Below are 26,042 nucleotides of genomic sequence, written 5' to 3' on the forward strand. Positions count from 1 at the left end.
GCGTCCTCGTTTCCCGGTTAAAACGCGGGACAGACGCTACTATTATTATTCGCCCTCCCTCATCGTAGGGAAGGTCGGGCGCCGGTGTCCTTGGACTCTTTTTCTATCAGAAACGAACGAAATTATAGTCAGTTAAGTGCTGTCGGGCTCAACGCAATTGATCGCCTGCTGACAACTGCATATTGATCGGTGCAAAGCAGGTTGTAGATGATTCTCTGAAAGGCATACTAAAAGATGGCGACTCCAGGCATACATCCCAATTTTGCCTATGACATTTACAGCGGCGAAGAGCAGAAGATTATCAAGAGGTTCTCGACGGAGTGGTTCATTACGTCCGGGATCCAGCCGCTAACGCTTTCGGAGAAAAGCACCTATCGCGCATTCCTGGGGAAGCCCTGTGATCCCTCGGCCAATATGTTCAACTTGGAGCGGGAGATAATTGCAGTTTTCAGTAACTATGACGAATTTGAAGTGCGAACTATTGATGCGTTTGAGGCGGCCGCGGCTCGCTTCAATTCGCTAAGGACAGACCCAATCTGCCGTGTCCTCATCAGTCGTGATCCGAAAATAGTAGAGCGGATAAAGGACGTATTAAAGAATGACCCTGAGTTACCCGTAATCATACCATTCACTTACGATGAACTTATCAATAACAGGCAAGATACTCTAATTATAAACCGGTTTAGGAGCCATTTTTTCTCCCGAGACTTGTTTGCATTCGAAAGTCCTCTGAAAAGGGATACTTATTTTTTCGGCCGAACCGACTTAATAAATAAAATCCTGTCTAGGAATAGGTCAAATGAGAATTCTGCGCTCTTCGGCCTCAGGCGCAGTGGTAAGACGTCGATCGTATTCGGCATGGAACGGGCAAGTAAGCTTAATGGGCAGGCATTCGTCACGATCGATTGCCAAAATCCCTCCGTTCACCAAAGAAGGTGGTTCCAGCTTCTGCCGTACTTGTTGACACAGGCGGCAAGTAAATACAATTTGAAAAAGAGTATAATAGACATTGAGAAATATACTGAGTTAAATGCTGCTGATCAATTTTTTGACGACGTGAAGGCGGTTTACAGCGGCCTGAAGAAGCAACCAATTGTCATAGCGTTTGATGAGATTGAGAGAATTTCTCCGAAAACTGGCTCATCCCTACATTGGGCAGACGGGCAAGACTTTGTTTTCTTTTGGCAGGCGGTGAGATCTGCCTTTCAGCGCCACACCGGTGTATTTTCGTTCTTTTTAATTGGTACCAACCCGCAGTGTATTGAGACGCCTTTCATCCATGGACACGATAACCCGATTTTCAACGGGGTGCCCATTGAGTATATTCCAGGGTTCGATCTTCAGCAGACATCAGAAATGGTAAAGAAGCTTGGTCTTTATATGGGCCTCAAGTTTTCAGATGCTATTTGCGCAAAGCTGCACGAGGATTTTGGGGGGCATCCATATCTAGTTAGGCACATTTGTTCAATTATTAATAAAAACTCTCCCAATAGCCGACCGATAGATGTAGACAGAACTATTTATGCGAAGTCGAAATCGGAGTTCGATGTAAATTACGCGAATTACACGGACATGATACTTGATGTATTGGTCAGGGATTTCCCGGATGAATATGTTATGCTTAACGCGCTGGCAAACGAGGATTTGGAGTTGTTCAATTCGTTTGCCGAAGAAAGCGCTCTCATCAGCCATCTCGTCGGGTATGGTTTGATTGCCAAAGGGCTAAATGGTCATTATTTCAAGATCGAGTCAGTGCGCGAGCATTTGAAAAAGAAGACAAAATTTACAAAACTCGTCAAAACAAATGAAGAGCGCTTGGTCGAGGTGGCGGCCAGACGAGCAGTGCTCGAACCAGCGATGCGTCGCCTGATCCTGGCGATATTTACGGCGAACTATGGCGGGAGAGCACAGCAAGAATCAGCGTCAATCATAGGCGGCATTAGCCTAAAGCGGATGACTGAGCGCGGGTTTTCTCGTGCTCTTCAACCTACCTCAATTGATCTAAATCTCAGCGATCTCGCAAAACTTATTTCGGAGCGATGGGCTGTGTTTGAAAAATTGTTCACAATCAAAAAAGTCGAGTTCGATTTCTATATCGAGGCAATTCGTATCGTTCGTACGGAAGAGGCCCATTCGGGAGAAGTGACAAACGATCAGTTTATTCAAGCTAGGATAGCGTTCTCAAAAATTGAAGATGAGCTTCGTACGATAGGATTTCTATCGGCTTAGCTTTGGTCCTGATCTCGCGACTGATCGTTCCATCCCTTTAGCTTTCGGTGAAGCTCTGTGAATCCCGTTTATCATGAATTTCATGGTCCTTCGCCGACATTTTTTCTAAGATTCGATAAACGTGCATTCGAGAGCACCCGATTGCCCGGGCGATCGCTGCTGGGCCGTGTCCGCGACGTCTTAAGCTCAGGACAGCGTCATAGTCGATACGCACAGCACCCCCCTTATAAACTCCGTCAGCCCTTGCTCGCGCGATTCCTTCCCGCTGGCGCTCTTTGATGAACCGGCGCTCCATCTCTGAGACCATTCCTAACACCGTCAAAATGACGTGCCCCATTTCCCCTCGGGTCGAGACATGCGGGTCGAGGACGGTAATGAAAGCCCCCCGCTGCTCACAATCATGGACGATGTTTAAGACGTCGCGGGTGTCGCGGCCGAGACGATCTAATCGCGTCACGACCAGTTCGTCGCCTTCTCTCAAAAACTCGATGATCGTCGCCAATTCCGTTCGACCCTCACGACTTGCACCAGATACCTTCTCCGCGCGCACGATTACGCAACCCTCACCCCTGAGGCGTTGCTGCTGAATCTCAAAATCCTGATCGATCGTGCTTACGCGGGCATAGCCAATTTTTGTCATGTGTAACCTCAAGCTTTATGCACGAGGCTACCGTGTCACAAATAGTCGAAGTCAAGACCGATGTGACGGTCGATCGCGTAACGTGGGCATTGTCACTCGCGGGTATACTCAAAAGTTACGATTGGTTGGCAAAGCGGTTGGCTGCTCGATGTGTCTCGATAGGCACTTCGTGATTCCTGGGGTGACGGGGTCGATGGCGCGAGCTAGACGTATGGATCCTCCCCGCCTCCGGGGCCACTCGCGAAAGACGGCCACGCAGCTTTGCGTTCTTCCGCTACGAGCGAGTATTGCTCAGACTTCCACTGCATGCCGCCTGCTTGGGTAGTGGTTTTATTTGCAACTGCGGGCACCAGCTATCAAGCTTCCACTTAGCTCACCGCGTGAATCTTAGAAGTTGCGTGTTCGGTGGCTCAACAGTTGCAAGCGCTTGAATAGCTGTCTGCGACGTCCTGGTCGCGTTCGCGTGGCCGACGCGAGACGCCAACGAACACCCTTCACTTTCGATAATTTCTCTGGCCCTTGCTATGCAAACCTTGACCTGCCACTGCGAATTTCTTCCAGAATTGATTAGAGTCCGGCCTTACGAAGGACGGACGAATGAAGAAGCAGAGATTTACAGAAGAGCAGATCATCGGTGTGCTGCGTGAGCAGGAGGCTGGCGCAAAGGCGGCTGACCTCTGCCGCAGACACGGAATTTCAGAAGCGACGTTTTATAATTGGAAGGCCAAATACGGCGGCATGGAGGTGTCCGAGGCGAAGCGGCTGAAGGCGCTTGAGGACGAGAACGCCAGGCTGAAGAAGCTACTGGCCGAACAGATGCTTGATGCAGCCGCGCTCCGCGAGCTTCTTGCAAAAAAATGGTAGGGCCTGCCGCCAAGCGTGAAGGCGTCATGCATCTGAAGGCCGTCATGGGTCTTTCGGAGCGGCGGGCCTGCCAGATCATATCCGCCGACCGTAAGTCGGTGCGTTATCGGTCAAGTCGACCGCCGGAGGTAGAATTGCGGGCGAAGCTGCGCGACCTCGCCAATGAGCGGCGGCGTTTCGGCTATCGGCGACTGTTCGTCCTGCTTCGGCGGGACGGAGAACCGTCCGGGGTCAATCGCATCTACCGGCTCTACCGCGAGGAAGGACTTTCCGTTCGCAAGCGCAAAGCCAGGCGGCGTGCTGTCGGCACGCGTGCACCGATCCTGGTCGAAGCGAAGGCCAATGCCCGCTGGTCGCTGGACTTCGTGCATGACCAGTTTGCTTGCGGCAGACGCTTTCGCATCCTCAATGTCGTCGATGATGTGACGCGCGAATGCCTGGCGGCGATCCCGGACACCTCGATCTCCGGTCGTCGCGTCGCTCGCGAACTGACGACCCTCATCGAACGGCGCGGCAAACCGGGAATGATCGTCTCCGACAACGGCACGGAATTCACCTCGAATGCCATCCTTGCCTGGTCGAAGGATCACAAGGTCGAGTGGCACTACATCGCGCCGGGAAAGCCAATGCAAAACGGTTATGTCGAGAGCTTCAACGGCCGGATGCGCGACGAGCTGCTCAACGAAAGCCTGTTCTTCGGCCTCGATCATGCCCGAAGTGCCATCGCTGAATGGGCCGACGATTACAATCATTTCCGACCACACTCATCGCTCGGATACCAGACCCCGGCAAGCTATGCCGAAACCATCGCCGCAACCGGCTCCAACGCTGCGCAAGATGAAAGCTTCGCGTTTCCGCCGGTTGCTCACACCGCGCCACTTGGCGTATTCAAAACCCCCGAGGCTCTAATCGCAGCTGGATGAAAGTTCAGTGGCAGGTCAACCTCTGATGAGTTGTTCTGCGACGCTGGCCCTACGTCATAAGGATTGGTTGCCAGAATATCACTAAATTCTATTATACACCCAATGCGATTGCTTGATGGGAAATTGGAGCCCGGTCATGCGCACTTTGCTTCTGGGGGTATTGTTATTCACTTCGACTTTCGATGCTACAGCGATAGCCGCTGATCGCGCGACCTCTTCTCAAGTAACCGAACTAGTTACAAAAGTGGGCATATCTAGCGTGAACATTTGGCTTAAGGAGCAAAGAGTGGCACTGCCACCATCTACGCTGTCTACGCAAATGCGGAGTGAAATTCTAGAGCGGACACTTGACCGCTATGCGGCCATTCGGAACGGATACTACGCGACCAGCCAGAATGTAAGTTGGGCTGGCCTTGGAGCGGTAGGGACTTTTGGCGCAATTGCTCTCTATGGGGGGCCTCAGGCGGTATTTACGGTCCCAGCGACAGTAATGGCGGCGGTTGCGGGCTCAGTTACAGATAACGTCACTGCCCACCTTGAGAGCACGGGCGCAGAGGTCAGCAGGCAGTATCTTGCGGCAAATAAGAGCGCGATCCTTCAGCAGCTTGGAGTTAGAAGCTACGCCGAGCTAGGAAACAATCCTCAAGATATCAATGATCGCCTGAACAATGCGAGCGACCTGATTGCCGATCTGAGGGATCGTGCTGGCGGTGATCAAATATTGGCTGACCACGCTCGCGACTTGCTCTCGGATACGCTTGTATCAACAGCCGGGGCGACGTTAGATACCCTCGATTTGCAAGGAAGAGAGCTTTCGTCGCTAAGTGATGAGTTCTACAAATTTGTCGACAAATCGCAAGATTTTGAAACGGAAACGATTGCAGCTCTAGAAAAACACACAAGGGAGATCGGGGCTATAAGCTCTCAAGTCGACGACCTAACGGCCGCAGTGGCTGATGTCGATGAACAAATGAAACAGCAAGGAAAGAACCAAGCTTTCATTTCCGACTTTATTTTTGATCAAATGGCTCCGGACCAGAAAGCCGACGGACTCCAGAGAGGGTTTATGTCGGAGCGCTTTGCTTGCCCAACTGGCGAAAGGGAGTGCGCAGGTTCGAAGATGAAGGCCAGCCTTGTTTCGCGTTTTAGGGCAGAAGCTCAACTAAAATCATCGATAGCGACGGTAAGTTCAATTGCAGGTGGATTGGCCGACGTCAGCACGATCGCGAGAAATCTCGGCATTGATAGCCCGGATCTGAATAGAGCAGTCGAGGTCGGCAACGCTGCAACAAATGCGCTGGCAGCGTATGCGTCAGGAAACCCGATCGGCGCAGTTGCGGCCATAACAGGCGTATTCGCTCAGAAGCGAGATCCCGACGCCGAACGTTTTCAAGTCATGATGAGAGCCTTAGCCCAAATCGATCATAAGCTGGACATCATAATTGAAAATCAAAAGGCGCTTATGGAGGCCGTGAACCAGCTCTCTGTTCAGCTCGCGACGGACTTTCAAGCACTAAACGAACATCTAGCTGCCATTAAGTGGGAACAAGACCGCATGAGTGAGGCGGTCCGGCAACTGATTTGGAAGGATTGGCGATCCTGCTACGACTTTGTGAAAGAGGCTTCCGAACGTTCGGCTGACGGTAAATTTATTCACATCGACGAACGGTCACGTCGATTCAGGACATTCCAAGATATGCAAACCGTGTTTGGAAGAGCTGGAACAAGTTTTAGAGCGTGCTTGGAAACTGTTAGAGGCGGCCTAGCTAGTCTGGATCGGGTAGCGCAATTTGGCAATTTTATTGATGCTCGTTTGGCTTATAACGATCTTACTGTCATAGACCCGAGGACACTTGCTTTAGGCGAAGAGAAAGACAAGTGGTCCTCGGCGTTGCAAAGCTATGAAACTGAATTGTTCGGGCCAGCCCATACGCTAACGACACTGTATCTCTTTCATGAGGGCGTGGACCCAGCCACCGGCCTTTCACTATTGAGTACGCCCGCGCCGAGCCTAGCTGCTTTAGACGAGCAACTTAAAACGTTCAGGTCTAACGCGTTGCAGTGCTATTCAGGGTCGGAGAGGGACAAGCGCTTCTACCCGCTAATCTGCGGCGATCAGAATGCAGCACCGGGAGAGAAGGCTAATTTTCTCCTTCAGCGGGCCGTACTCGCCGATTTCGCTGATGATATTGCCCAGTGGATCGTACTGATATCGCAGATGGCAGATTTATACGACCAGCAAGATCAAAGAATATACACATCCATCCCGGACCTGCTCCAGCATAACGGCGGATCAGGCGTTGGCCGTGATCTAGTAGCTAAAGCCGTAGTTATTCTGGACCTCGCGATCTCCTCTTACGATCAGACGTACGGTGGGATACCAGCAAAGGGCGCTGTTAAAGTCTTGGATGAGACAACGGTATCGAGTGGTGTCGACGATACTTGGCCGAGCAAAGTCAAAGTGATTAAGCTCCTTTTGCAAAATTCATACCTTGCCCAGAACGTAGCGACGGTCCTTTTAAATAGTCATCGCAAAGACAAGAACAGTCCCCTTGACGCCAGCATATATCGCCTCGCGTATGAGTATGCCGAGCGGTCTGCGGCACACAATGACTTTCTCCTAACAGGACTGTTCGACAGCACATTGGTCTTTACCGTCAATGCTGACGGCGTTCCGTGCTTGCATCTTGCAGCTGCGGACGCTTCAATCGATATTCCGCTACCACCGCCTACTCAACTTGTTGAGGGGCGTTTTGTATTTCCCCAGCGCTTTTTCAAGCTTCTTGCGACACGCGATCTGCTGGTTGATCGACTGTTTGATTATGCCGTCCTCGATGAAACTCCCCAAATGCCTGGTGAGGCAGTTGCTGCGGCGCTCGTTCGATAGGAGTGAACCACTATGTGTGCTACAGGAAAAAACACCGCGACGCGAACGGCGGGCGTCGCCGCAATCATAGTTCTCGCGCTCTTGTCAGCAGCTTATGGCGCTGAGTGTCCTAGAAAAGTTGAAACGCTCGTCGATGCAAAAGAATACGCGGACTGTCTGAATGACCGGATCGCAGCGACGAATAATCTCCTGAGTGATAGGATTCAGGCTCTGCTCGCGCAAATAGACGCTCTCAAAGCCGAATTAAACAAGGAAATAACGGTAGATGACCTTCATGTCCGCAATACGCTGACGGTCGATAATGATATTCGGCAAAAGGACATACGTCAGGTTAGCCGCTATTATATCGGCCCTAGTGGAGGGACCGCCGCCGCCGTCAGTGTCTGGAAGCCCCAAGTTGCCCCGCGATACGGAGCAGAATTCTTCGGATGGGTGGACTATGCATGCCTTTCCCGTGGAGGGGCACCCTCTAGGGGGACCGGTCTCGTCTCAGGATGGGCGGCCGAAGGAGGCCCGCCGCAATACGTCATCGACCCAGCGTTAGCCAACATCGTAGCGTGGCGAAGCGGCGAACTGATAATGACAACTAATGCTTACAAAGACTGCATGATTGTGGTGACCCATTCAACACCCCATCCTTGAAGTAGCTAATTTGCCGACGAGTTTCGGCGCGGGCATGTCGCTCCGGTTGTTTCGTTCCAAGTAACTGGTGGCACTATCAGGACTTTCGATCTCGATTGACAAAATTGCAACTTAGTCTAGGCGTTTGTGGTCATGGAAAAGCTGTGTCTCTGCGCCGTAAAGGCTTCATCCACGGTGACAAAGTCGCGCCGTAAGCATCCGGTGACTACCGCACCTTGCACTGATGATGTGTAGGTTCAGCGGTCTGACTGAAGTGCCTCGACGGCTCTTGCCGCCTTATCGCAGCGCTCTGTAAGTTCTGGGTATGAGAGCCCCATTTGCTCGGTCGCGATCTTGAAGAGATACTGCGCGATGGCATCAACTGAGGCGGTTTGGTTGGCCAGCATGCCAAAGACGGTATCGGCATAGGCATCATATTCGTCTTGCGCTTCAGGAATGTCCGACACCCCGATGGGGTCCCACTCGGTGAGCAATATTTTCCGAATGATAGCTCGGTCGGCTTTGCGATCCATCGTTGATCCTATGCCGCAACGGCTGCTGTTTGCGTCGGTTTCCAGTTCCACGGCAGCCATTGCTCCAGCCTGCTGATCGGCGTGTCGGCAATGTTGGCGAGAACGTCGGCGAGCCAGGCCTGTGGGTCGATGTCATTGAGCTTGGCCGTCATGATCAGCGTGGCCATGAAAGCGGCACGATCAGCACCACGATCCGATCCGGCGAAGAGCCATGACTTTCTTCCAAGAGCAAAGCCTCTGAGCGCGCGTTCGGCAGCATTGTTCGTCAGGCAAATCCGGCCGTCTTCGAGGAAGGACGTGAAGCCAACCCAGCGCTTCAGCATGTAGTCAGTGGCCTCTGCGACGGGAGAACTGCGCGACAGCTTTGCCCGCTCGGTTTGGAGCCAGCCATGTAGTTCTTCGACGAGCGACTGGCTTTCCTTGCGGCGGCGCTCCAAGCGTTGATCGGGGCTAAGACCGTTGATCTCCCGTTCGATATCGAACAGGGCATCGATCCGTTTGACGGCCTCCAATGCCATCGGCGAGATCGGCGCGGCTTTGCTGCCACGTTTGGCGTTCGTGGCGATGTCGGCCAGCACGAAGAACTTGCGGCGCGAATGTGCCCAGCAGAGTGCTTGGCGCAGAGGCGTGGGATCGCGGTCTACCTTGAACAGCGGATTGTAGCCGCCATAGGCATCCGCCTGCAAAATGCCGGTGAAGGTCTTCAGATGTCGCTCTGGATGCTCTTGCCGCCGATCCCGAGAGGAATAGTAGAGGGCGGCGGGCGGTGCCAATTTTTGCTTATCCAGGCCACCGAACGGCCGGTCATCCCGGACGTAGGTCCAGAAGCGGCCTGTATCGGTCTTTCCCTTTGCCAGGATCGGCACGGTCGTGTCGTCGCCATGCAGTCGCTCGGCGGCCAGGACATGGGCTTCGATCAACGAATGGATTGGCTTCAGGGCCGCGGCACACGCGCCGACCTGATCGGCCAGCGTCGACAGGTTGAGATCGATCCCCTCTCTAGCATAGCGCTCGCTCTGGCGATTGAGCGGCTGATGCTGGGCGAACTTCTCGAACAGGATCATCGCCAGAAGGTTCGGGCCGGCAAAGCCGCGGGGTGTCACATGGAAGGGTGCTGGTGGCTGCGTGATCTTCTCGCATTCGCGGCAGGAGAACTTCTCCCGAACGGTCTGAATGACCTTCCATTGACGCGCGATGACCTCCAGGGTCTCGGTGACATCCTCGCCGAGCTTCGACAGCTTGGCGGAGCCGCAGCAGGCGCAGTTTGTCGGGGCAGCGATGACGACGCGCTCGCGCGGGAGATGCTCGGGAAACGGTTTCCGTGATGGTCGCTTGCGCTCGAAGGCCCTGACGGTCGAAGCATTGGCTGCGATCTCTGCTGCCAGTTCATCTTCGCCAGCATCGGCCTCCAGCTCCTCGAGCTGCAGTTCCATCTGTTCGAGAAGCCGCGCTTTGCGCTCCGAGCGACTGCCGTAGAGGTCTCGGCGGACCTTCTCGATCTCCAGCTTCAACCGCGCGATCAGCGCCTCGGAATGCGATACGAGCGCCTTTGCACTGGCGGCTTCTGCCTTGGCGGTCGCTGCCTCGGCCTCGGCCGTGATGCGTCGGGCACGCTCCGCCGCCAGGGCCGCAAGTGCGCTGGCAAGGTCGTCAGGAAGCTGTTCGGCCGCATCGTTCATGGACTGATGGAATCATATTTGACCCCGCCATTCCAGTGTTTTTACTCATCCGGCCGAGGTCGGTCGCCAGGTCTTTTGCGGCATCCGCCAGTCGATACCTTCCAGCAGATACCCGAGCTGTGCCGGCGTGATCACCACCGAGCCGTCGGCGGCAGACGGCCATATGAAGCGTCCCCGCTCCAGCTTTTTCGTGAACAGGCAGGCTCCCTGGCCATCATGCCAAATGACCTTGATCAGGCCACCGCCACGACCGCGGAACACGAACAGATGTCCGCACATCGGATCGCGCTTCAGCGTCTCTTGCACCATCAGCGACAGACCGGGGAAACCCTTGCGCATGTCCGTATGGCCCGTTGCCAGCCAGACCTTCACACCAGCAGGGACCGGGATCATCGCCGACCCAGCACACAATCGAGAATACGGCCAAGCGCCTCCGTGTCGATGTCGCTATTCACGCGGACGCGGCGACCGCGGCCCAGCTCAATCATCACATCGCTACGCTTCCGGCGCGGCTGCGATGGGGCCGACGCTTCCAAGGCAACGGGCTGGGCTGCCGGCGCGGCCTTCGACACGATCAAGGGCACCAAGGTGTTCGCCGTCTCGGTCCTCGGTTCCTCGATTTGGCAAAGCTCCTTGCGCCACCGAAAGAGTTGGCTGACGTGGATGCCGGCCGATCGAGCAATCTCGGAGAGAACCGCACCAGGCTCAAGGCAGGCTGCAACCAGCCGCTCCTTATCTTCGCGAGACCAGCGCCAGCGGCGCTCGACAGACGTAATCACTTCAATCGGATGCTTGGTCATAGGACTACTCCTAGTGTTTGCACTAGGACTTCCGATGTTCGCATCAACCTCGCAAGACGGCCTTCACCGTGGGCTTACGTCGCGCCGTGCTTGCTCATAGCTGAGGTCGAACTCGTCATGCTATCGTTGTGATCGTCTTGCACCAGATTACTATAGCAACCTGCGGGGCGGATTATTCCGAGCCCGCAGTTGCGGCGGTCGGTTAGGGTTTGAAGCACGCCTTGAATTTGGAGACCGGATCGGCTGCCCCACCGAGGTCGATAACGACGCGTTCACCCTTGGCACTCGTCACGGCCAGGTCTTTCCCCTGAGCCACCTGATCAAGAATTGCCGGAGGCATCGGACCGAAGCTGTGCCATGTGAAATAATCGTCCTGATCGCCCTCGACGACATACGCCGGACTATCGTCGACATGCCACGTTGCCTTTGTTTCGCCGCTGAATAGGCTGCTGACAAATCCCACGAGTTCCTTGCCCGGAGAACCGATGAAGCCCACCATCGTTATCCCGCGATGGGTTTGGACAAAGCATGTCGATCCCCAATCCTCATCACGCGTGTAGAATTCCCAATTGGTGGCAGGCTGAGGCCGGTCAGCACTTGAAGATTGGCCGGAAGGAGTAACCGACGAAGACGCGGCGGCAAACGGCGAAGTGTCTGTGTTGCCCTCGGTCGCACTCGCATGCAGTCCTCTCAGATCGACGTCACAGCGGTTGAAAGCCTCGTTGAACTCGATTGTTTGGAAACGATCCAGCGCCGGCACAACCCACATTGGCTCATTGCCGCCGAATCTGACCGTGAGAGGCGGAGGTTGCCGCGAGCTGAATACCTGTTGAATGAGAGTGCTGAGGACAACGCTGGTTTGGTCGAAGGACCCTCGAGGAAATGCGTAGTAAAGCTCCTCCGCACTGATCGCCTTCATCGTGACGTCGGTACCCAATGCAGCCACGGTCATAAAGGCGACTGAGGTTGTCTGATTGAGCGGTAACTTCCAATTGTCCTTGTGAATGCGGATAGCCATCGTCACCGCGTCTGCAGCTCCGATCTGCGTTTCGATGGATATCGCTCTTGTATCCCAAAGCGACGTGCGAATGGCGCAATATGGGCGTACGCCCTGCGCGTCCGGCACATGCAGCACGACCGCCCAAGGCTTGCTGTTGTAGTAGTTCGTCTCACTCGCCACGGCACCGCACGCGGCGACAAGTGAAAGCGATAGGCCGAGGGCAAGGGGCTTTAGCTGATCAGACAGGCGCATTGAGCTTCTTCCGCTTTGCTGAGCGCCACGTGAAGAACGACATCATGGCGAGGATCAAGGCAATGAAGCCCCAGATCGTAAGGTCTGAAAAGCTTCCCTGTGTCGATGCCAGAAAGGCGAAGGCTGCCGCCAGCCCGAACATGATCGTACCGACGAGCGGCAGGGCGAACGAGAATGCCCCTGCGATGAAAAAGAGCAGGCCAACCAGCATGCCGACTGCGCCGGCACCTCCGGTCGCTTTGTCCTGAAGCAAGCCGCTACCGGCCGTGACGGCGCATGACTGCATCAGCACCAGCAGGCCCAAGAAGATTCCAATAATTCCGACTGCGATTTTCATAGTTTGTCCCCAGCGGCGCAAACCTCGCGCCGAAATTGAAATATGTTGGATATATCCGATGGATTACGAGCCTTCAAGATGGTCGCCATGCGATCATGGATACACGCGAACGACTTGCTTGGAATCTCCGCAAGGTGCGTGCCGATAAGAAGGTGACGCAGGAGAACCTTGCCGTAGACGCTGGTGTCGATCGCACGACCATCAGCGGTATCGAGCGCGGCGACTTCAACGCGTCGATCGATCTCCTCGATCGCATCGCGGCAGCACTTGCTGTCGATATCGCAGAGCTTTTCGAGATACCGGCCGCAGGTGAACCACCGCCAAGTTCGTTGCCCGCTGGACGAAAACCGGGGCGGTGATGCCGGGTTTGAATTGATCGCAAGCATCAGTATTCGTCCGCCCGCATGATGGTCAGCACACGGCGGGTGATGTGCGGATTGGCGGGATCGGGCGAGCCCATGTCATAGTCCTGGTCGAAGTAGTCAATCTTCCAGAAGTAGCTGACGCCATCCAGTTCGATCGCCCCGAAGTCGTGCTCGTTGTAGGGATCATTGCCGGCATCAAAGGCCGAGAACCCGACGACGGCCCTCAAGAGGGCCAATCGCTGATCGTGGGGCAGAGAGTTCACCCCTTGGGTCATAACGGCCCTGCCGGCCGTCGGATTGCGCCTGAAGGCATCGTTGAGGCTGCGAATGGTGGCCGTCCTTTCGACGGCCGCCGGTTGATGGGGTGACGCAGTCATCGAGAGGCTCCGCATAGGCCGGCCCTCACAGCTTCATCGAGGGATGCAGCAGCGCCACGTCTTCAAGCCGGCGGTTGAACGGCGGCAGGTCGAGGTAATGCCGCCACTGGAGCCGCAGAACATTGTCCGGCTTGAGTTCGACGACCGTGGCTTCGAACCATCCCTCAAGCGGATCTTCAGTCACGAGAACCAAGCTGCCGACGACGACCTTATCCCAGCTATCCGGCACATTGCTCGGCGTCGCGGAATGTCCCTGTTGCGAAACATCGGCAGGGGCGCCCGCACTTCTTCCGCCTTCGCCCGGTCGGCCTCGGGCAGGTGCGCGGCAATCTGTTTGTAGAGGTCCTGCTTGACGAAGGGCACGAAGGCTTTGCCGCTGTCGAAGAGCTTTCCCTTCGGTAGCTTCGGCAGCAGCGATCGCACGGCGTCGTTGTCCGCAGGGAGCGCAAGCATTCCCATTAGACTGGCGGCGCGTGAGGCCGGCTGAGCATCGGTGGCGGGAAAGAACGAGGCGTGGGCTTTGCCATTGTCGTCACGGCCGAGGACGATGACGGGGTGGGGCAGGCTGATACCGTTTGCGGCAGTTGCAGTCGCGGTCATATCGATCTCCGAAATGAAAGAAGGCCCCGAGGGGCCCAGCATGATTATGGCTGCAAGCCAAAGCTGGCCTGCGCCGTCATGTTATATCAGAACAGTGGCGAGATGTCAATTGTAGGTTGCTGTTGTCTCCGCTAGATGCGCCTCGTGATTGCAGGCTGTATTGCACGAGGAATGAGATCCAGACTCGGTTCCTTGCCCTATCCAGAGCTCGCTTGCGGCGGCGGTAAAGCACACAGGCAATAAGCCAATTGCATACGACAATCGATGGTTATGACAGGCGGGGAAGCGCCACGTCTGCTCGGACCTTCGTACATTTGAAAACGCAATGTCCTGATCGATGGATCAGGCATATGGCAGCGCATTGCCTGAAAGACACATCAGGGCAGCAGCCTGTATGACGACAGGAGATATTACATGAGCGACAAGCAGAAGATCATCGACGCATACAAGAGCATGATACAGGAACGAATTGATGAAGGTTTCGAAGGATCACTGCTCACATTTATGTTCAAGGAATTGAAAGGTTCGGAAGAGACCCGCAAGGCTCGGATGGAGGATGAGGTTGAGCGGATCTATGCAACGCTATTGACGAGATTCCTCAAGGATCAGTCTAAGGTGCCGATCGACAATTGGCCGTTCTTCTTGGGTTGCGTGGATTGGCCGGTACACAAGAAGATCAAGAAAGCGCTTCACGGAATTGCGAACAATGACGGAATGCATCTCGGTGGAATTTATCTTGTGCCGCCGAAAACCCGAACCGCGATGAACTTGGAGGATATCGTTGATCGGGCGAGACCTCAGATTATGCGCAGCGGGATGTTGACGAATGTCCACGTCAAGCCGATCAAAGACACACCCACAAAAGCCACAGGATACGTCTTGAAATCGTTTGACAAGCTTCGGATCGGAAGTGACGGGATTTTCATACTGCCAAGGCATCCTTCGGAGATGAGCAAAAAGGGCGCCTAAAGCGCCCTCTGGCTTTCAGGTCTCAGGACTGTACAGACCGTTCGCTTTGATGCCTACGAAAAGTCTTGAGTTTTTTTGAATCTCCAGCCGAGCACCTTCATGCGTTTGCCCGCTGTTTCTAAAACGCGGCCTGTCATTTCGAATCCAATCTGGCCGGTTAATCCGATCAGGTCGTGCGGATGGATATCAAACTCCACGTCCATGGTAACGCACCACCGCTTGTTCTTTTCGACAGGTTTCATGTAGTCAAATTTTGGCTTTTTCTGCTTTGACGCGGCATGCTGGTCCGCAAGTTTTCGTAGGCCAGTGTAGTGAATTTTCATCCTGATCGAGTGAGCTGTTAGATCACTCTCAAATAGCGGGCCTAACGCGCGATTATAGAAGCTTGCTTTCTTCTGGCCGTCTTTGGTCGGGCCACACAGCCAGCGAAGGACGTGCTTAAGCGCATTCTTCTTTTGCTCTTGGACTTTAGGTTTCCGAAGGTCACCCCAGTCGCCTGCTAGAAAATCGGACCACGCAAAAAAATCCCGTTCGAGCCGTTTTGCTACGTTGTAAGCGGACGCGAGATTTCGAGCCAATGACACTCGGCGTTTTAGCTCCATGTCAGCGAGGCCCGTCCGGATGCTCTTCAATTCTTCCATGAAATTCGGATAATCCGAATTTTGAATCAGCTTGATTTCATGATCACTTGGTCTCACTTTCGAAGGAATCATGTCGGACCACGAGAACTTTTCCGGGTGGTTTATTCGCTTGGAAGCAACTTTCCGCGAGTTCTTCATTCATCGTCTCCAAGCATGGTGACTAGGCTTGCGAAGAAGGATTCGACCGCAAAGGCTTCCAGTCTAACGTGAGCAAGCATCGAATTTATTTCCGCCACCACCGTCTTTCTGGGCCGCGCCAAAGAGGGAAGTGCACTTTCGATTACAGAGAGCCCCGATATGAGACGCTCTCGAAATTCAGTCACCACGTAGTCGTTCTCATCTAGCGCTGCCGGCGTTGCTGATATCAAGCTACGCACCGCCTGCAGGTCACCTTCGAAATTACCTCCCGACAAGTGATCGGTCATCTCGCCCAAAGCGATCAGGCGCTGTGTGATTGAAGCGAAGTACGATGCGCATATCTCCGCTTCTTCAAAAAGATGCCATCTGCGAGCGAACGCCGAGAATTTATCTGAGCCCCGATTTTTAGACATGCCGACTCTCCAGCCGTTCAATGAGGTCGAGGATGTCAGCTACTCGCCAAGCAGTCGTTCGGGGCCCAAGCTTGACCGGTTGAGGATATTCGCCAGTACGCACCTTACTCCACCAGCTTGACTTGCTGATAGGTAGCGGCCCCAGAGGTGCCAAAATCATGTCGAGGCGAAGAAAGCCTTGCCGCTTCGCGAACGCGTCAGGCGTGCTATTTGTGGGTTTTCGAATGTACGACTTCATATTTTTCTCCTTCGTTCCGATTTGTGGGAACGGGAGAAATTTAGCCTTCTCGATCAGCTGCTTAAATTCTCCTACCAGTGGTCGGAGAGGCAGTCCTATTGTTCTTAGGAGAGTTGTAATTGCGTTAAAGCGTCACCGTGACGCGTTATTGATTTCATCTAGCTCTCTGCCGGAGAACTCAGCGTGAGGGAAAGGCTCGCTATCAATATTCAAGAGAAGCGCAATGTTGGACTCATAGAGATCCAGGTCAGGCATCTTGGATAGTATCGTGTCGCACACGTAGCGTGCTCGCCGCATCCAGCGATCGAATACCGGATAGTGTCGGTCAAAGTCGATACTACCTTGCTTAAAGCTCTCGAGAAGTGACAGACCCTCATCGACTTCAACGGAGTTTGCCGCATAAATTAGAGCGATATTGCCTTTCACTTCCGCCCATGCGTCGTAGATTCCAGACCTTGTAACGGTCCTCCGGTCGGGAAATCGTTCGACTACATCAATAGCCCGATTGACGCTTGGTCCGAAGTCGGAAGCGTAAATGCCGGAAGAGGACCAGTAGTGGCAAAGGTCCATCATTCGCAAGAGAGTGTAGAACCGCCTTTCTTTAGCCTTCACGTCTTTTTTGCTCGCCTCCGACACCACAGTTTCGGCAAGTAGATGCATTCCCGTGAAAGGAAAGTAGAGATTTTCAATGAATTGCGGACCCGCGATTGCATAGCGGGCAATCATGTCCACTTCAACCGCCGATAGATCTTCACAAGTTTCTTGTGCGAGCTCCTCAGATTTTTTAATAGAATTTTTTATCGAGGTCGCCACGAACTCAAACTGCATCTGTTCGTCTTCAGGGGCGATTACCCAGCTGGAGAAGGCAGCGAGCATTGCCTCCTTGTGTCCGAAATAGGAAGGCTGGGGGTCAAGCAAAAGTGTTACTGCCTTGTGCGGGTTGAACGCGCCGCCTTCAGCAAACATTTCTGCCAAAAATCCTTCGTCATCGGGACGTTGGACCTTTGGCTGAGCGTAGATTGCATCAGCAGTTGTTGTTAAAGTCTCAATGAGCTTCTTGTCCAAAGGCTTGCCCATTTTCTCAACATTTCCTATCTGATTCCGCAGAGGATCGCACGGCGACGGTACGCAGGTTCTATTTTGATTCAATCGTACGATAAGCAGCAACGAGTCTTCCATGCCGGTTACGATCACCGCAGCTCGAAACGGTGATTTATCTTTGTATCCTTCGCACCCACTCAGCGTGCAGTTGAGGTACTCGCAATCTTCCTGCAAGCGATCACGGCAACAACCGCCGGGCTCAGCAGATGGAAGTTCCAGCCTTACAACGAAGCTCTAATTACCATTGTTGGGGGAGGCCATACTCTCCTCGGCAGACAGCGATCCAGAGCGCTTCTCGAATTTCAAACGCCGAGTCGTCGTTACTTGGCAAATCCGACCAGTCTCCTCTCGGTCGTGGAGGCTCGTCAGGTGCCTGTGTATATGGACTTTCCGATCCACAATGGACAACATCATTATGATCACTCACTTGATCGTATTGAGGTTCCATTTCTTGCGCAGGCGCTCGATAGCTCGCATTCCTCACAGTCACACGATAAGTGTCCATTTCGACGGTTGTCTTTACGATAATCCACTCGCGTTCACAGTCGTCCTGTCGACACGTGTCCACGAACAAGCCGTCGGACCCGGAACTGATCGCTTGAGTTGAAAAAATAACAGCGTTGAACAAAGCCAACAAGATAATGCATCCACCTTTGGTCATATGATGATCCTACTGCTCAAGTAGCAAGAATCTGCGCTTGCGCCGGTGCTCCGCGCCCACATCTAGAATTTCTCAAGTTGCCATTGGAAGCCGACATAGTAACGCCCAGTTGTGCTCACGCCGGAATATAGCCAAACGTAGAAATCGCCTTTGTTAAAACTGTAATTTTGCCTCATACCTATATTGCCTGGAGCAACTCCTGGAGTGGCACCAGTAAACTCCTTATAACCATGTCGCCGTGCGCATGACCTCATGTCATTTAGATATGATCGGTAGATATCGGCCAATTCCTCTCGAGTATCTGATGTTTGTGTGCAATACGCAGCAAAATAGCCTTTGGATCTAATCTTGGCGAGCCGACATGGCACCCTCGCGCCGTTTGACATCTCAAGCCTGTCCGCAAGGCGTCCCGCTCGAAAATTATTTAAGTCGACCGGGTCACCATCGTCGTAGCTTAGATTATTTGGAGGAGTTTCAGTGAGCAAGATCAATGATTCGCAGAAGTTCGTCGGTTGCTGCGAATGGCTATGTGGGCTAGCGTCCACGCACGTCGATTTGTCGGAAAATGGACAATCGTAACCGTGCGCCACGTTAACCGAGCCAAGAGCCACAATAGTCCCTACCGCCAAGTACAGTTCTCGTAGCATACATTACTCCACTGAGTGCGAGAAAATATTCTATTTCGGCATACAACTATTGCCCGCGCTTTTCGCATGTGGTTGAGTGCTGATCCGAAGAACTGCGACGGCGCCTGACATAACCATAGCGTCCAAATCATCATCGGTAACATCATCAAGACTGCGGACGCCGACCTTTTCGGCGTCCAATGCGCCAAGCACGAATGCGTCATGGCGCTGTCGATAGTCGCCGTGAATAGATCTTGCTGCCTGATAGCAGCCGAAGTATCGAAACGTAAACCGAAAGTTGTCAAAGCTGGCGAGGTTCACGAGCAGGTCGTGATAGAGCGGATTTTTGATGTTTAAATGGTCTTCGACATAACGTCGCCAAAATAGAAACATGAACCCAGCAAAATAATCGCTAAACAATTCAATGCCTTGATCGGATTTTGCATATAGGTAGTCTTCAATAGAGCCGTCTCCCATGGATTTTGGCGCCTTGCGTTGCTGAAACGCGTGGCCGAGCTCGTGAAATGTAACCCCAATGGCCGACGCGCTACGTTCTGGACGAGCTTGCAAGAAGGCGAACTCAAGCAGACCTTCCGCAAGCATCACGTAGTTTTTCGACCTGGAGAAACAGCCGGGGTTGCGAAGTGCTCCCGGCGTGTCATCGAAGGGCATGCGGGTTGCAATCACGAGACTTGCGCCGGAATGTATGCGATCTTCTATCAAGTGGAATGACACGTTCAAGAACTCGTCCCAACCCGGTTGCAAGCCGTCGGAGCTTAAGCTGGTGGACGACAGACTGGTAATCGTAGCGCTCGTCCCCGGCACTGGAGCTGCCATTGCCTCTCCACACACAAGCGTATCGTCAAACTGGACTTCTTCCGCGAGTACTTCGGCCTCGGGAAGGGCGATGGAGACGAGTAAAAAAATTGCGGAGAATTTTACCACAATCTCCTCGCTGTGGGATGTTGTTCCGGCTGAAGCGGCGCCCCTGTGCCGAGCGGTTGGGACATAAACGACTGAAAGGCAGTTGCGGAAGCAAGAGAGCCCTGTGTTTTTGAAAAGAAGCTGAGGAGCCTATTCGAAGAAACTCCTCCTCCTTTCCCGACATAACTGTACTCGCCCTCGCGGGTAGAAGCGATTGCGAGACCAAAGTGCGCATCAAGAAGCGCTTTGATACGTCGAGGGTCCGGTGTTTCTTCAGCTGCTGCTGACGTCGAGGCTTGGCGCTCTACGTTGCATGCCTCAAACAATAAGATCAGTGTTCCTGGCGTTCTTGAGGACAACGCATCTATGATCCGTTGCGCAGGCAGACTATCCTTGTCGTTCCTCTGGTCGCGGATGTTAAGCATTTGGAACGGCGACAGAGGATCGTCGAAGCCGTGCCCGATATAAACTAAAATCACTGAGTCGTCGGCGCCGAGGGCAGGTAGCGGATTCACTACAGCACGCAAACTATCGACTGAGAAGTCAGCACCATCCAATACGAACTGGCTTACCTGCCGTTGCTCCCCCAGCGCATCGGATGCCGCGTCAAAGAAAGCATTCACACGTTGTGATGCGCGCTTGATTAGCACCCCCGCTGTAGGATCGGCCGTGTCATATAAGCCGATCAATATCAACCGTCCCGACGCATTGGCTTGTAAAGTGCCCTGGACGGAAAACAGAACCATCAATGCGGCAAGCGTCCGAGCATTCGCATACATCGCATCGACCTCAGTGGTTGAGATTATCAATTGCGGCTTTCGTGGTCGGTCCGATTCCCCCCACCACAGTGTCAATTACCAGCCCACGATCATTCCACCATCCAAACAACGCGTTTGGACATTCCCGAGACGCCAAAAGAAATATGCCGCTGTTTTTGACGTTTGACTTAGCACTCAAGACTAGTGTTGGAACGAAGTGACAAAGCGCGGCGGCGTTTTTGTCAACGGTCATATCTAGCGGCGCCGGTGTCTTCACATCCCCCACGTCCAGTAGACGGTAAAGTTCCTGAGGCTCAATTTCCTGTAAGTTGATTGCCCGAACTGTCCAATCCATTACCTTCTCGGGTCGCCATTGTTGATCGCCAAGAGGGGTGCTTTCTGCAAGTATCAAGAGACCGCCTCTTTTCTTTGGCGACGCTTTCGAAGCAATGGCTATGCCGCGGCTCGCCACTGAGAGAATGCTCTCATCCACATTGTCGTTGAGCCATGTCAGCTTCGGATCGGCCATCTTTAGCACCATTGCGGAGATTTCTGGAGGATAGCCGATCGAGAGCCAACCCAATCTCAAATTGGGTTCTATAGCGCAGCCGCGATCCTGGCCTGCTCCGCATTCTGCAATCATCTCCGCGCACGACATCTCCCCGTACCCGCCGGCGATGCCGAGTGCCAATAAGCATGGCAGCATTCGATACTTGAACATGGTGTTTCCAAGATTTCAGCCCGAAGTCACTACGAAAGGAAATCAAGGCGCGGCGTATTGTCGGCTAAGTTTGCCGTCTACCCCGTCACCCCATACGCGGACGTAGCCGGGCGCTTGTTCGAGAAATTTGAAACTTTGCGGAGACGCGAAGCTGCCGGGCGAGAGCGACGATCCCTCGACCCAATAGGTTATCTTGCCTTCAGCGCACTCACAGTCATGGCTGCCTTTCGAGGGCAGAGGAGCGGCCATCAGGTTGATGAGGTCCCCAGATTTCCGGTAATTAGTGGTCTCAACTTTGATGCCAATATCGTTAGCTTCCTCGGTAATGTTAACTGCTACGTGCGATATACTTTTCTTTCCTTTAGGAAATTCTATTTGAAAGTGACCCCATTCCTGCACCGTTCTCCCATCGTCGTACTCAAGGGTCGAAACGTACTTTCCATTTGGTTTCAACAGAGTGAAGGCGGTCAAAGGCTTTCCGCCTCCGTCTTGCATTCTCGTGGCCCACGCGCCGTTCCACCAAGCGGAATTCGCGACTGGCGGACACGGAATTGGCCCCGCCATTAGGCATCCGCTTTTGGCTTCAACGATCACTGTTGAAAAAAGAAGAACGCAAAAAACTACAGAAAAACCGATTTTCATCGCTCGCCCTCCAACATAACGTATAGTTGTATACCAACCCTAGGTACAGAATGCCAAAGTAATACACTTGTCAATATATCCAATTGAATTAACCCAGAGCTGCACCGCCGAAGTATGCTTCTCTCAGCGTCTTCAGAAATTTGATCACGGCGGCCGGCGGTGCAATCTGTGGGTCTAGGCGCCCTGTGCCGAGCTTTTTCGCTGCCCACGGGCGGGCAATTGCTCGTAACCGGACAAATGCTCTGCAAACTGCGCAGAGGATTTGTCCCGTAGCGCGCTGCTAGGTTGGCGCACTAAGTGCGCCCGAACTAATTTATATACGCCTTTCGGGCGCGCGCCCCAAGGCAGCTTGTAGGGTCGGGTCGGCATGCTGAGACGATCACATGTGTTTCCTCCATAGAAAATGCCGTCATACGCGGTCGCTAAGGATAGAATGACCTCCGTCCACATTGAGGGCGATCACTCAACTAGCAAGCGAACGTCGTCTTGTTTCGCCAAATAACATGGAGGGGAATGCTGCAAAAGTGCACGCCATCCTTTGGATGGTTCTGCCATTATTCTGTACGTACAATCGCTCGGTTGACCCCCTCTGGTCTGATTTTCAAGGTTGTCTGATAAGCTCGCTGTGGTCTGCTTTAATCTCAATGGGTTTTCCGGTACTATTCGCGGTATTGTAAGATCAAATGATAGAAATAGTGATGTTAATCATTGTGTTAGATAGCATATTCGATTCCCTTCACCCGCTCCAGCTTCCCGCACGCGAAGCCGACCAACATCTAATCCCCAAAGAACCGGATCGGCTTGTATCGGCGGTGCGCGATGATCAGGCTCCGATCGGGCTGGATGATGTAGGTTTCCTCCACCTGCTGGCCATACTGGTCGATGAAATCATGCGGAAAGGCCGAGCCGACCGGCGATTTGGTGAGCTTGGTGCGCGGCTGGCCGTTATAGGTGATGCTTCCGGGGATTGGCTCGAGGCCGGGGCCGCTATAGGTAACGGTATTGCAACCGGCAATGAGGAGGGTGCCGATGAGGCCGATGAGTGCGGGTTTCATGTCCATCCCTTCCGATGCCGCCGACGAAGCGATCTTACTCTCTATTGGCGCCGGCGCATCACGCAAACGGCATGGGCAGTTTCAATCCTTCGAGAAGCACCGCTTGGAACGCCGTGATCGTTCAGTGCTAATCCATTGCCGAAACCGGCGCCGTCTGCTAGATCGGCAGCGTCGAAAAAGGCAGGATCGGTTGAGGTAAGCCCGATCCCTTCCGCTGGAGCGTCAAGAGCGCTCCGGCGAAGCTCTGCTCCGTGGCCCATGGCACGAGAACCCGCGACGTGATCCGCACCAGATGCGGGATCCCGGCGGCGTGCGGAGACGGCAAAAGGCAGTCCCGGGATTTTTTGAACGGAGACTGTCATGCGCCTGAACCATCTCGATTTTCACGTACCCGATATCACTGCGACGGCGGATTTTTTCATCCGCCATTTCGGCCTGACGCTTAAGGATATGCGCGGCCAGAACGGCTTGGCGATCCTTGCGGACGATGCCGGTCTCGAAATCGTCCTCAGTCACGCCATTGCCAAATTCGGCACCGCCGACCAGGTTGAACTGCAGCGCCAGACCTATCATATCGGCTTCATCCTGCCCGAAAGGGCAGATGTCGATAGGGTGCATGCCGGGCTTTTTGCCGCCGGCGCGGCGCTCTCCGGTCCGCCAGCTGCCATGCGCGGCGGCTGGCTGTTTTATTGCACGGCGCCTGGGAATATCCTCGTCGAGGTCGGCTGGCGGCCGGGTTAGCGAGATCCCAAAAGACCTTCTCCCCGCTAGCGGGGCGAAGGGGAAGAGCTGCAACCTCTCCGTTCCTCGCTAGGCTCGCGCCTGGCACGTCCCTCGCCCCGTTTACGGGGGTCCGAAGGACGGGTCGAGACCAGCGGCTCGACCCCGGTTGAGTTAGGGTGACGGGCAGGCTTCGGGCGTGAACTGGACAGCCGTGGCTCAGAACTCCGTCCAGTCGCCATCCTGGCTTTTCGGTGCGCTGTTGCCGGCGTTAAAGGCGTTGGCGATTTTTTGGCCGAGGGCGCGGGCTGGCGAGGCGGCCGGGCGGGCTGTGCCTTCGCGAGCGACGCGGATCGGGGCTGTTCTGACGGCCGGGCGCGGGGTAGCGCGTGGGGCTGCGGCGGCAATCGGCGCACTGGCGGCAAAGCCGCCGGTGCCCGTCAGCCTGAACTGGCCGAGCAGGTTGTTCAGCGCTGTCGCTTCCGTGGCGAGGCTGTGGCTGGCGGCCGTCGACTGCTCGACCATCGCCGCATTCTGCTGCGTGCCCTGATCCATGGTGTTGACGGCGGTGTTGATCTCCTGCAGCCCGATCGACTGTTCGCGCGAGGCTTCGGCGATGGCGTGGACGTGCTGGTTGATTTCCTGCACCTCCTGGACGATCGAATCGAGCGCCTTGCCGGTTTCGCCGACCAGCGAAACGCCGGTCTGCACATGCGTGCCGGAGTTGGTGATCAAGCCCTTGATTTCCTTTGCCGCCTTGGCGGAACGTTGGGCGAGTTCGCGCACCTCCTGGGCGACGACGGCAAAACCCTTGCCGGCGTCGCCGGCACGCGCAGCTTCGACGCCGGCGTTCAAGGCCAGAAGGTTAGTCTGGAAGGCGATGTCGTCGATGACGCCGATGATGTTGGAGATTTCGCCCGAGGATTTTTCGATCTGCTGCATGGCGGAGACCGCCTTGCGGACGATGTCGCCGGATTTTTCGGCCCCGAGGCGGGTGCGGGCGACGAGCTGGCTCGCCTCCTCGGCACGCTTGGCGGCGTCGCGCACCGTCGTGGTGATCTCCTCCAGCGCCGCCGCCGTCTCTTCGACGGAGGCCGACTGTTGTTCCGTCCGCCTGGAAAGCTCGTCTGCGGAAGACCGGATCTCGTTGGCGCCGGCGCCGATCGCCCGGGCGTTGGCGCCGACCGTATGCAGAGTTTCGTTGAGCTTCTCGACCGAGTTGTTGAAATCCTCGCGCAGCGCATCGAGATGCGCGACGAAGGGCTGGTCGATATGCGAGGCGAGATCGCCGGCGGCAAGACGGCGCAGGCCGTCGCCGAGCGCGGTAACTGCGCCTTCGAGTTCGGATGCTTCACGGGTTTTCTGCGCGTCGCGTTCACGCCGCTCGCCGTCACTGAGGTTACGGTCAGCTTCGGCCCGCGCCTCGATCCGCCCGCGCTCGATCGCATTGTCGCGGAAGATCGACACGGCCTTTGCCATCTGGCCGACTTCGTCGCCGCGGTCGAGCCCGCTGACCTCGCTTGTGGTATCGCCTTCGGCAAGCCGAGTCATGCGCAGGCGCAACTGCGTCATCGGGCCGGCAATGCCCATCTGGGCGACGACGACGCTGAAGCCGACGGCGAGCAGCACGGCAATGCCGATCAGAACGAGACAGAAGACGATCCGCCCGTTGACCGAGGCCGAAAGCGCGTCGCCGCCGTCCTTGAGCATCGCCATCATCGCATCATTGTTGGCGATCATCTTCGGGGTCAGCGCATTGAGCTTGGCATTGATCAGGGCAACATTCGCCAGCGCCCCGGCGCTGTCCTTGGCTTTGCTCTGTTCGATGATCTTGTTCGCCAGCGTTTCGATCTCATCGATGCCGGCCTGGATGTCATCGATCGCCGCTTTGCGGCTGGGAACCAGCGCCAGCGCATCTTTCATCCGGTCACGGGCCTGCGGCAGCTTGCTCGGTGTGGCGAGCGCTGTGGCGAATGCCGGCGTATCGGGCTTCATCTCGGCCAGCAGGGTTACCTGCAGCACCGAGGCCACCACCGAGGCGCTGGCGCGCGCGCTCTGCATCGAGGCCAGCGCTTCATGATCGATGAAGGCGCTGTAGGCGGCATCCGCACGGCGGAACTCGGCAATGACATAGATCAGCCCGGCCATCGTGATCAGCCCCAAGAGCGCCACGACCGATATGATTTTCGTGCGGATTTTCAGATGCTTCAACATGGAAATGTCACCCGGTTGACCGGGCGTCGCACGCCCGGTGCTTTGAAATCAATTGTTGCAAACGGAGCGCCGCGTAAGTGCCGCGGCTCAGGGATTATGGCGGGGTTGACGCAT

At 54.8% G+C, this 26,042-nt stretch carries 27 protein-coding genes; 7 read left to right on the forward strand and 20 right to left on the reverse strand.

The window, feature by feature from the left end; translation table 11 throughout:
• Positions 1-234: 234 nt before the first annotated feature.
• Positions 235-2,229, forward strand: a complete 1,995-nt coding sequence (locus tag J3O30_RS02865; RefSeq protein ID WP_207582792.1) for an AAA-like domain-containing protein — start codon at positions 235-237, stop codon at positions 2,227-2,229.
• 37 nt (positions 2,230-2,266) lie between these two features.
• On the opposite strand, the gene J3O30_RS02870 is transcribed toward J3O30_RS02865, so the two are convergent.
• Positions 2,267-2,869: a recombinase family protein gene (locus tag J3O30_RS02870; RefSeq protein ID WP_207582793.1), complete on the reverse strand. Its 603-nt coding sequence runs from the start codon at positions 2,867-2,869 to the stop codon at positions 2,267-2,269.
• Between the two features lie 597 nt (positions 2,870-3,466).
• On the opposite strand from J3O30_RS02870, the gene J3O30_RS02875 reads away from it, so the two are divergent.
• The 3 genes from J3O30_RS02875 to J3O30_RS02885 all read left to right on the forward strand — a co-directional run bounded on the left by J3O30_RS02875 (position 3,467) and on the right by J3O30_RS02885 (position 8,185).
• A protein-coding gene (locus tag J3O30_RS02875) for an IS3 family transposase (RefSeq protein ID WP_207582029.1) occupies positions 3,467-4,656 on the forward strand; the annotation gives its coding sequence in 2 pieces (ribosomal slippage) (positions 3,467-3,719 and positions 3,719-4,656; 1,191 coding nt in all).
• 136 nt (positions 4,657-4,792) lie between these two features.
• Positions 4,793-7,543: a hypothetical protein gene (locus tag J3O30_RS02880; protein ID WP_207582794.1), complete on the forward strand. Its 2,751-nt coding sequence runs from the start codon at positions 4,793-4,795 to the stop codon at positions 7,541-7,543.
• A 12-nt stretch (positions 7,544-7,555) separates the two neighbouring features.
• Positions 7,556-8,185 carry a hypothetical protein gene (locus tag J3O30_RS02885; RefSeq protein ID WP_207582795.1) on the forward strand — a complete coding sequence of 210 codons (630 nt, stop codon included), beginning with the start codon at positions 7,556-7,558 and terminating at the stop codon, positions 8,183-8,185.
• Between the two features lie 236 nt (positions 8,186-8,421).
• Here J3O30_RS02885 and J3O30_RS02890 read toward each other — a convergent pair whose 3' ends face one another.
• The 6 genes from J3O30_RS02890 to J3O30_RS02915 form a co-directional block, all read right to left on the reverse strand.
• On the reverse strand, positions 8,422-8,697 hold the full coding sequence (locus J3O30_RS02890) for a hypothetical protein (RefSeq protein WP_207582796.1): 276 nt from the start codon (positions 8,695-8,697) through the stop codon (positions 8,422-8,424).
• Between the two features lie 8 nt (positions 8,698-8,705).
• Positions 8,706-10,376, reverse strand: coding sequence for an IS66 family transposase (locus J3O30_RS02895; protein ID WP_207582797.1), 1,671 nt, complete (start codon positions 10,374-10,376; stop codon positions 8,706-8,708).
• Positions 10,377-10,421: 45 nt separating this feature from the next.
• Positions 10,422-10,769, reverse strand: a complete 348-nt coding sequence (gene tnpB, locus J3O30_RS02900) for an IS66 family insertion sequence element accessory protein TnpB (protein WP_207582798.1) — start codon at positions 10,767-10,769, stop codon at positions 10,422-10,424.
• Entirely contained in the window at positions 10,766-11,176 is a 411-nt protein-coding gene (locus J3O30_RS02905) for a transposase (protein ID WP_207582799.1), read from the reverse strand. Before J3O30_RS02905 ends, tnpB begins: the two co-directional genes overlap by 4 nt.
• Before the next feature lie 202 nt (positions 11,177-11,378).
• Positions 11,379-12,428, reverse strand: a complete 1,050-nt coding sequence (locus J3O30_RS02910) for a hypothetical protein (RefSeq protein ID WP_207582800.1) — start codon at positions 12,426-12,428, stop codon at positions 11,379-11,381.
• Positions 12,415-12,765, reverse strand: coding sequence for a hypothetical protein (locus tag J3O30_RS02915; protein ID WP_207582801.1), 351 nt, complete (start codon positions 12,763-12,765; stop codon positions 12,415-12,417). The genes J3O30_RS02910 and J3O30_RS02915 overlap by 14 nt, the downstream gene beginning before the upstream one ends.
• A gap of 95 nt (positions 12,766-12,860) precedes the next feature.
• On the opposite strand from J3O30_RS02915, the gene J3O30_RS02920 reads away from it, so the two are divergent.
• A complete protein-coding gene (locus J3O30_RS02920; protein ID WP_207582802.1) occupies positions 12,861-13,124 on the forward strand; it encodes a helix-turn-helix transcriptional regulator in 264 nt (87 codons plus the stop codon).
• Between the two features lie 26 nt (positions 13,125-13,150).
• Here J3O30_RS02920 and J3O30_RS02925 read toward each other — a convergent pair whose 3' ends face one another.
• The 3 genes from J3O30_RS02925 to J3O30_RS02935 are packed head-to-tail and all read right to left on the reverse strand — an operon-like array spanning position 13,151 to position 14,107.
• The gene (locus tag J3O30_RS02925; protein WP_246762714.1) at positions 13,151-13,507 is read right to left on the reverse strand and encodes a DUF3768 domain-containing protein; all 357 of its coding nucleotides are present in this window, start codon (positions 13,505-13,507) and stop codon (positions 13,151-13,153) included.
• A 25-nt stretch (positions 13,508-13,532) separates the two neighbouring features.
• A complete protein-coding gene (locus J3O30_RS02930) occupies positions 13,533-13,691 on the reverse strand; it encodes a hypothetical protein (RefSeq protein ID WP_207582804.1) in 159 nt (52 codons plus the stop codon).
• A complete protein-coding gene (locus J3O30_RS02935) occupies positions 13,688-14,107 on the reverse strand; it encodes a hypothetical protein (RefSeq protein WP_207582805.1) in 420 nt (139 codons plus the stop codon). The genes J3O30_RS02930 and J3O30_RS02935 overlap by 4 nt, the downstream gene beginning before the upstream one ends.
• Positions 14,108-14,521: 414 nt before the next feature.
• On the opposite strand from J3O30_RS02935, the gene J3O30_RS02940 reads away from it, so the two are divergent.
• The gene (locus J3O30_RS02940; RefSeq protein WP_207582806.1) at positions 14,522-15,076 is read left to right on the forward strand and encodes a hypothetical protein; all 555 of its coding nucleotides are present in this window, start codon (positions 14,522-14,524) and stop codon (positions 15,074-15,076) included.
• Between the two features lie 53 nt (positions 15,077-15,129).
• Here the strand turns inward: J3O30_RS02940 and J3O30_RS02945 are convergent, their stop codons facing one another.
• From J3O30_RS02945 to J3O30_RS02985, 9 genes are all read right to left on the reverse strand, one after another.
• Positions 15,130-15,855, reverse strand: a complete 726-nt coding sequence (locus J3O30_RS02945; RefSeq protein WP_207582807.1) for a hypothetical protein — start codon at positions 15,853-15,855, stop codon at positions 15,130-15,132.
• Positions 15,852-16,268, reverse strand: a complete 417-nt coding sequence (locus J3O30_RS02950; RefSeq protein ID WP_207582808.1) for a hypothetical protein — start codon at positions 16,266-16,268, stop codon at positions 15,852-15,854. The genes J3O30_RS02945 and J3O30_RS02950 overlap by 4 nt, the downstream gene beginning before the upstream one ends.
• Entirely contained in the window at positions 16,261-16,506 is a 246-nt protein-coding gene (locus J3O30_RS33705) for an AlpA family phage regulatory protein (protein ID WP_207582809.1), read from the reverse strand. The genes J3O30_RS02950 and J3O30_RS33705 overlap by 8 nt, the downstream gene beginning before the upstream one ends.
• A 132-nt stretch (positions 16,507-16,638) precedes the next feature.
• The gene (locus J3O30_RS02960; protein WP_207582810.1) at positions 16,639-17,583 is read right to left on the reverse strand and encodes a hypothetical protein; all 945 of its coding nucleotides are present in this window, start codon (positions 17,581-17,583) and stop codon (positions 16,639-16,641) included.
• Positions 17,584-18,945: 1,362 nt separating this feature from the next.
• Entirely contained in the window at positions 18,946-19,839 is an 894-nt protein-coding gene (locus J3O30_RS02965) for a hypothetical protein (RefSeq protein WP_207582811.1), read from the reverse strand.
• Entirely contained in the window at positions 19,833-20,597 is a 765-nt protein-coding gene (locus tag J3O30_RS02970; protein ID WP_207582812.1) for a hypothetical protein, read from the reverse strand. The genes J3O30_RS02965 and J3O30_RS02970 overlap by 7 nt, the downstream gene beginning before the upstream one ends.
• Before the next feature lie 10 nt (positions 20,598-20,607).
• A complete protein-coding gene (locus J3O30_RS02975) occupies positions 20,608-21,297 on the reverse strand; it encodes a hypothetical protein (RefSeq protein ID WP_207582813.1) in 690 nt (229 codons plus the stop codon).
• Positions 21,298-21,339: 42 nt separating this feature from the next.
• Positions 21,340-21,939: a hypothetical protein gene (locus J3O30_RS02980; RefSeq protein ID WP_207582814.1), complete on the reverse strand. Its 600-nt coding sequence runs from the start codon at positions 21,937-21,939 to the stop codon at positions 21,340-21,342.
• A gap of 776 nt (positions 21,940-22,715) precedes the next feature.
• A complete protein-coding gene (locus J3O30_RS02985; RefSeq protein WP_207582815.1) occupies positions 22,716-22,994 on the reverse strand; it encodes a hypothetical protein in 279 nt (92 codons plus the stop codon).
• A 360-nt stretch (positions 22,995-23,354) separates the two neighbouring features.
• On the opposite strand from J3O30_RS02985, the gene J3O30_RS02990 reads away from it, so the two are divergent.
• Entirely contained in the window at positions 23,355-23,735 is a 381-nt protein-coding gene (locus tag J3O30_RS02990; protein ID WP_207582816.1) for a VOC family protein, read from the forward strand.
• A 198-nt stretch (positions 23,736-23,933) separates the two neighbouring features.
• Here J3O30_RS02990 and J3O30_RS02995 read toward each other — a convergent pair whose 3' ends face one another.
• Positions 23,934-25,928: a methyl-accepting chemotaxis protein gene (locus tag J3O30_RS02995; RefSeq protein ID WP_207582817.1), complete on the reverse strand. Its 1,995-nt coding sequence runs from the start codon at positions 25,926-25,928 to the stop codon at positions 23,934-23,936.
• Positions 25,929-26,042 lie beyond the last annotated feature (114 nt).

It is taken from the genome of Rhizobium sp. NZLR1 (assembly GCF_017357385.1).
Classification (GTDB): Bacteria; Pseudomonadota; Alphaproteobacteria; order Rhizobiales; family Rhizobiaceae; genus Rhizobium.

Bases quoted from the DNA above. Each gene is read 5' to 3' on its own strand.
- J3O30_RS02865 (WP_207582792.1), top strand. From the start codon at position 235: ATGGCGACTCCAGGCATACATCCCAATTTTGCCTATGACATTTACAGC.
- J3O30_RS02870 (WP_207582793.1), bottom strand. From the start codon at position 2,869: ATGACAAAAATTGGCTATGCCCGCGTAAGCACGATCGATCAGGATTTT.
- J3O30_RS02880 (WP_207582794.1), top strand. From the start codon at position 4,793: ATGCGCACTTTGCTTCTGGGGGTATTGTTATTCACTTCGACTTTCGAT.
- J3O30_RS02885 (WP_207582795.1), top strand. From the start codon at position 7,556: ATGTGTGCTACAGGAAAAAACACCGCGACGCGAACGGCGGGCGTCGCC.
- J3O30_RS02890 (WP_207582796.1), bottom strand. From the start codon at position 8,697: ATGGATCGCAAAGCCGACCGAGCTATCATTCGGAAAATATTGCTCACC.
- J3O30_RS02895 (WP_207582797.1), bottom strand. From the start codon at position 10,376: ATGAACGATGCGGCCGAACAGCTTCCTGACGACCTTGCCAGCGCACTT.
- tnpB (WP_207582798.1), bottom strand. From the start codon at position 10,769: ATGATCCCGGTCCCTGCTGGTGTGAAGGTCTGGCTGGCAACGGGCCAT.
- J3O30_RS02905 (WP_207582799.1), bottom strand. From the start codon at position 11,176: ATGACCAAGCATCCGATTGAAGTGATTACGTCTGTCGAGCGCCGCTGG.
- J3O30_RS02910 (WP_207582800.1), bottom strand. From the start codon at position 12,428: ATGCGCCTGTCTGATCAGCTAAAGCCCCTTGCCCTCGGCCTATCGCTT.
- J3O30_RS02915 (WP_207582801.1), bottom strand. From the start codon at position 12,765: ATGAAAATCGCAGTCGGAATTATTGGAATCTTCTTGGGCCTGCTGGTG.
- J3O30_RS02920 (WP_207582802.1), top strand. From the start codon at position 12,861: ATGGATACACGCGAACGACTTGCTTGGAATCTCCGCAAGGTGCGTGCC.
- J3O30_RS02925 (WP_246762714.1), bottom strand. From the start codon at position 13,507: ATGACTGCGTCACCCCATCAACCGGCGGCCGTCGAAAGGACGGCCACC.
- J3O30_RS02935 (WP_207582805.1), bottom strand. From the start codon at position 14,107: ATGACCGCGACTGCAACTGCCGCAAACGGTATCAGCCTGCCCCACCCC.
- J3O30_RS02940 (WP_207582806.1), top strand. From the start codon at position 14,522: ATGAGCGACAAGCAGAAGATCATCGACGCATACAAGAGCATGATACAG.
- J3O30_RS02945 (WP_207582807.1), bottom strand. From the start codon at position 15,855: ATGAAGAACTCGCGGAAAGTTGCTTCCAAGCGAATAAACCACCCGGAA.
- J3O30_RS02950 (WP_207582808.1), bottom strand. From the start codon at position 16,268: ATGTCTAAAAATCGGGGCTCAGATAAATTCTCGGCGTTCGCTCGCAGA.
- J3O30_RS33705 (WP_207582809.1), bottom strand. From the start codon at position 16,506: ATGAAGTCGTACATTCGAAAACCCACAAATAGCACGCCTGACGCGTTC.
- J3O30_RS02960 (WP_207582810.1), bottom strand. From the start codon at position 17,583: ATGGGCAAGCCTTTGGACAAGAAGCTCATTGAGACTTTAACAACAACT.
- J3O30_RS02970 (WP_207582812.1), bottom strand. From the start codon at position 20,597: ATGTATGCGAATGCTCGGACGCTTGCCGCATTGATGGTTCTGTTTTCC.
- J3O30_RS02975 (WP_207582813.1), bottom strand. From the start codon at position 21,297: ATGTTCAAGTATCGAATGCTGCCATGCTTATTGGCACTCGGCATCGCC.
- J3O30_RS02980 (WP_207582814.1), bottom strand. From the start codon at position 21,939: ATGAAAATCGGTTTTTCTGTAGTTTTTTGCGTTCTTCTTTTTTCAACA.
- J3O30_RS02985 (WP_207582815.1), bottom strand. From the start codon at position 22,994: ATGAAACCCGCACTCATCGGCCTCATCGGCACCCTCCTCATTGCCGGT.
- J3O30_RS02990 (WP_207582816.1), top strand. From the start codon at position 23,355: ATGCGCCTGAACCATCTCGATTTTCACGTACCCGATATCACTGCGACG.
- J3O30_RS02995 (WP_207582817.1), bottom strand. From the start codon at position 25,928: ATGTTGAAGCATCTGAAAATCCGCACGAAAATCATATCGGTCGTGGCG.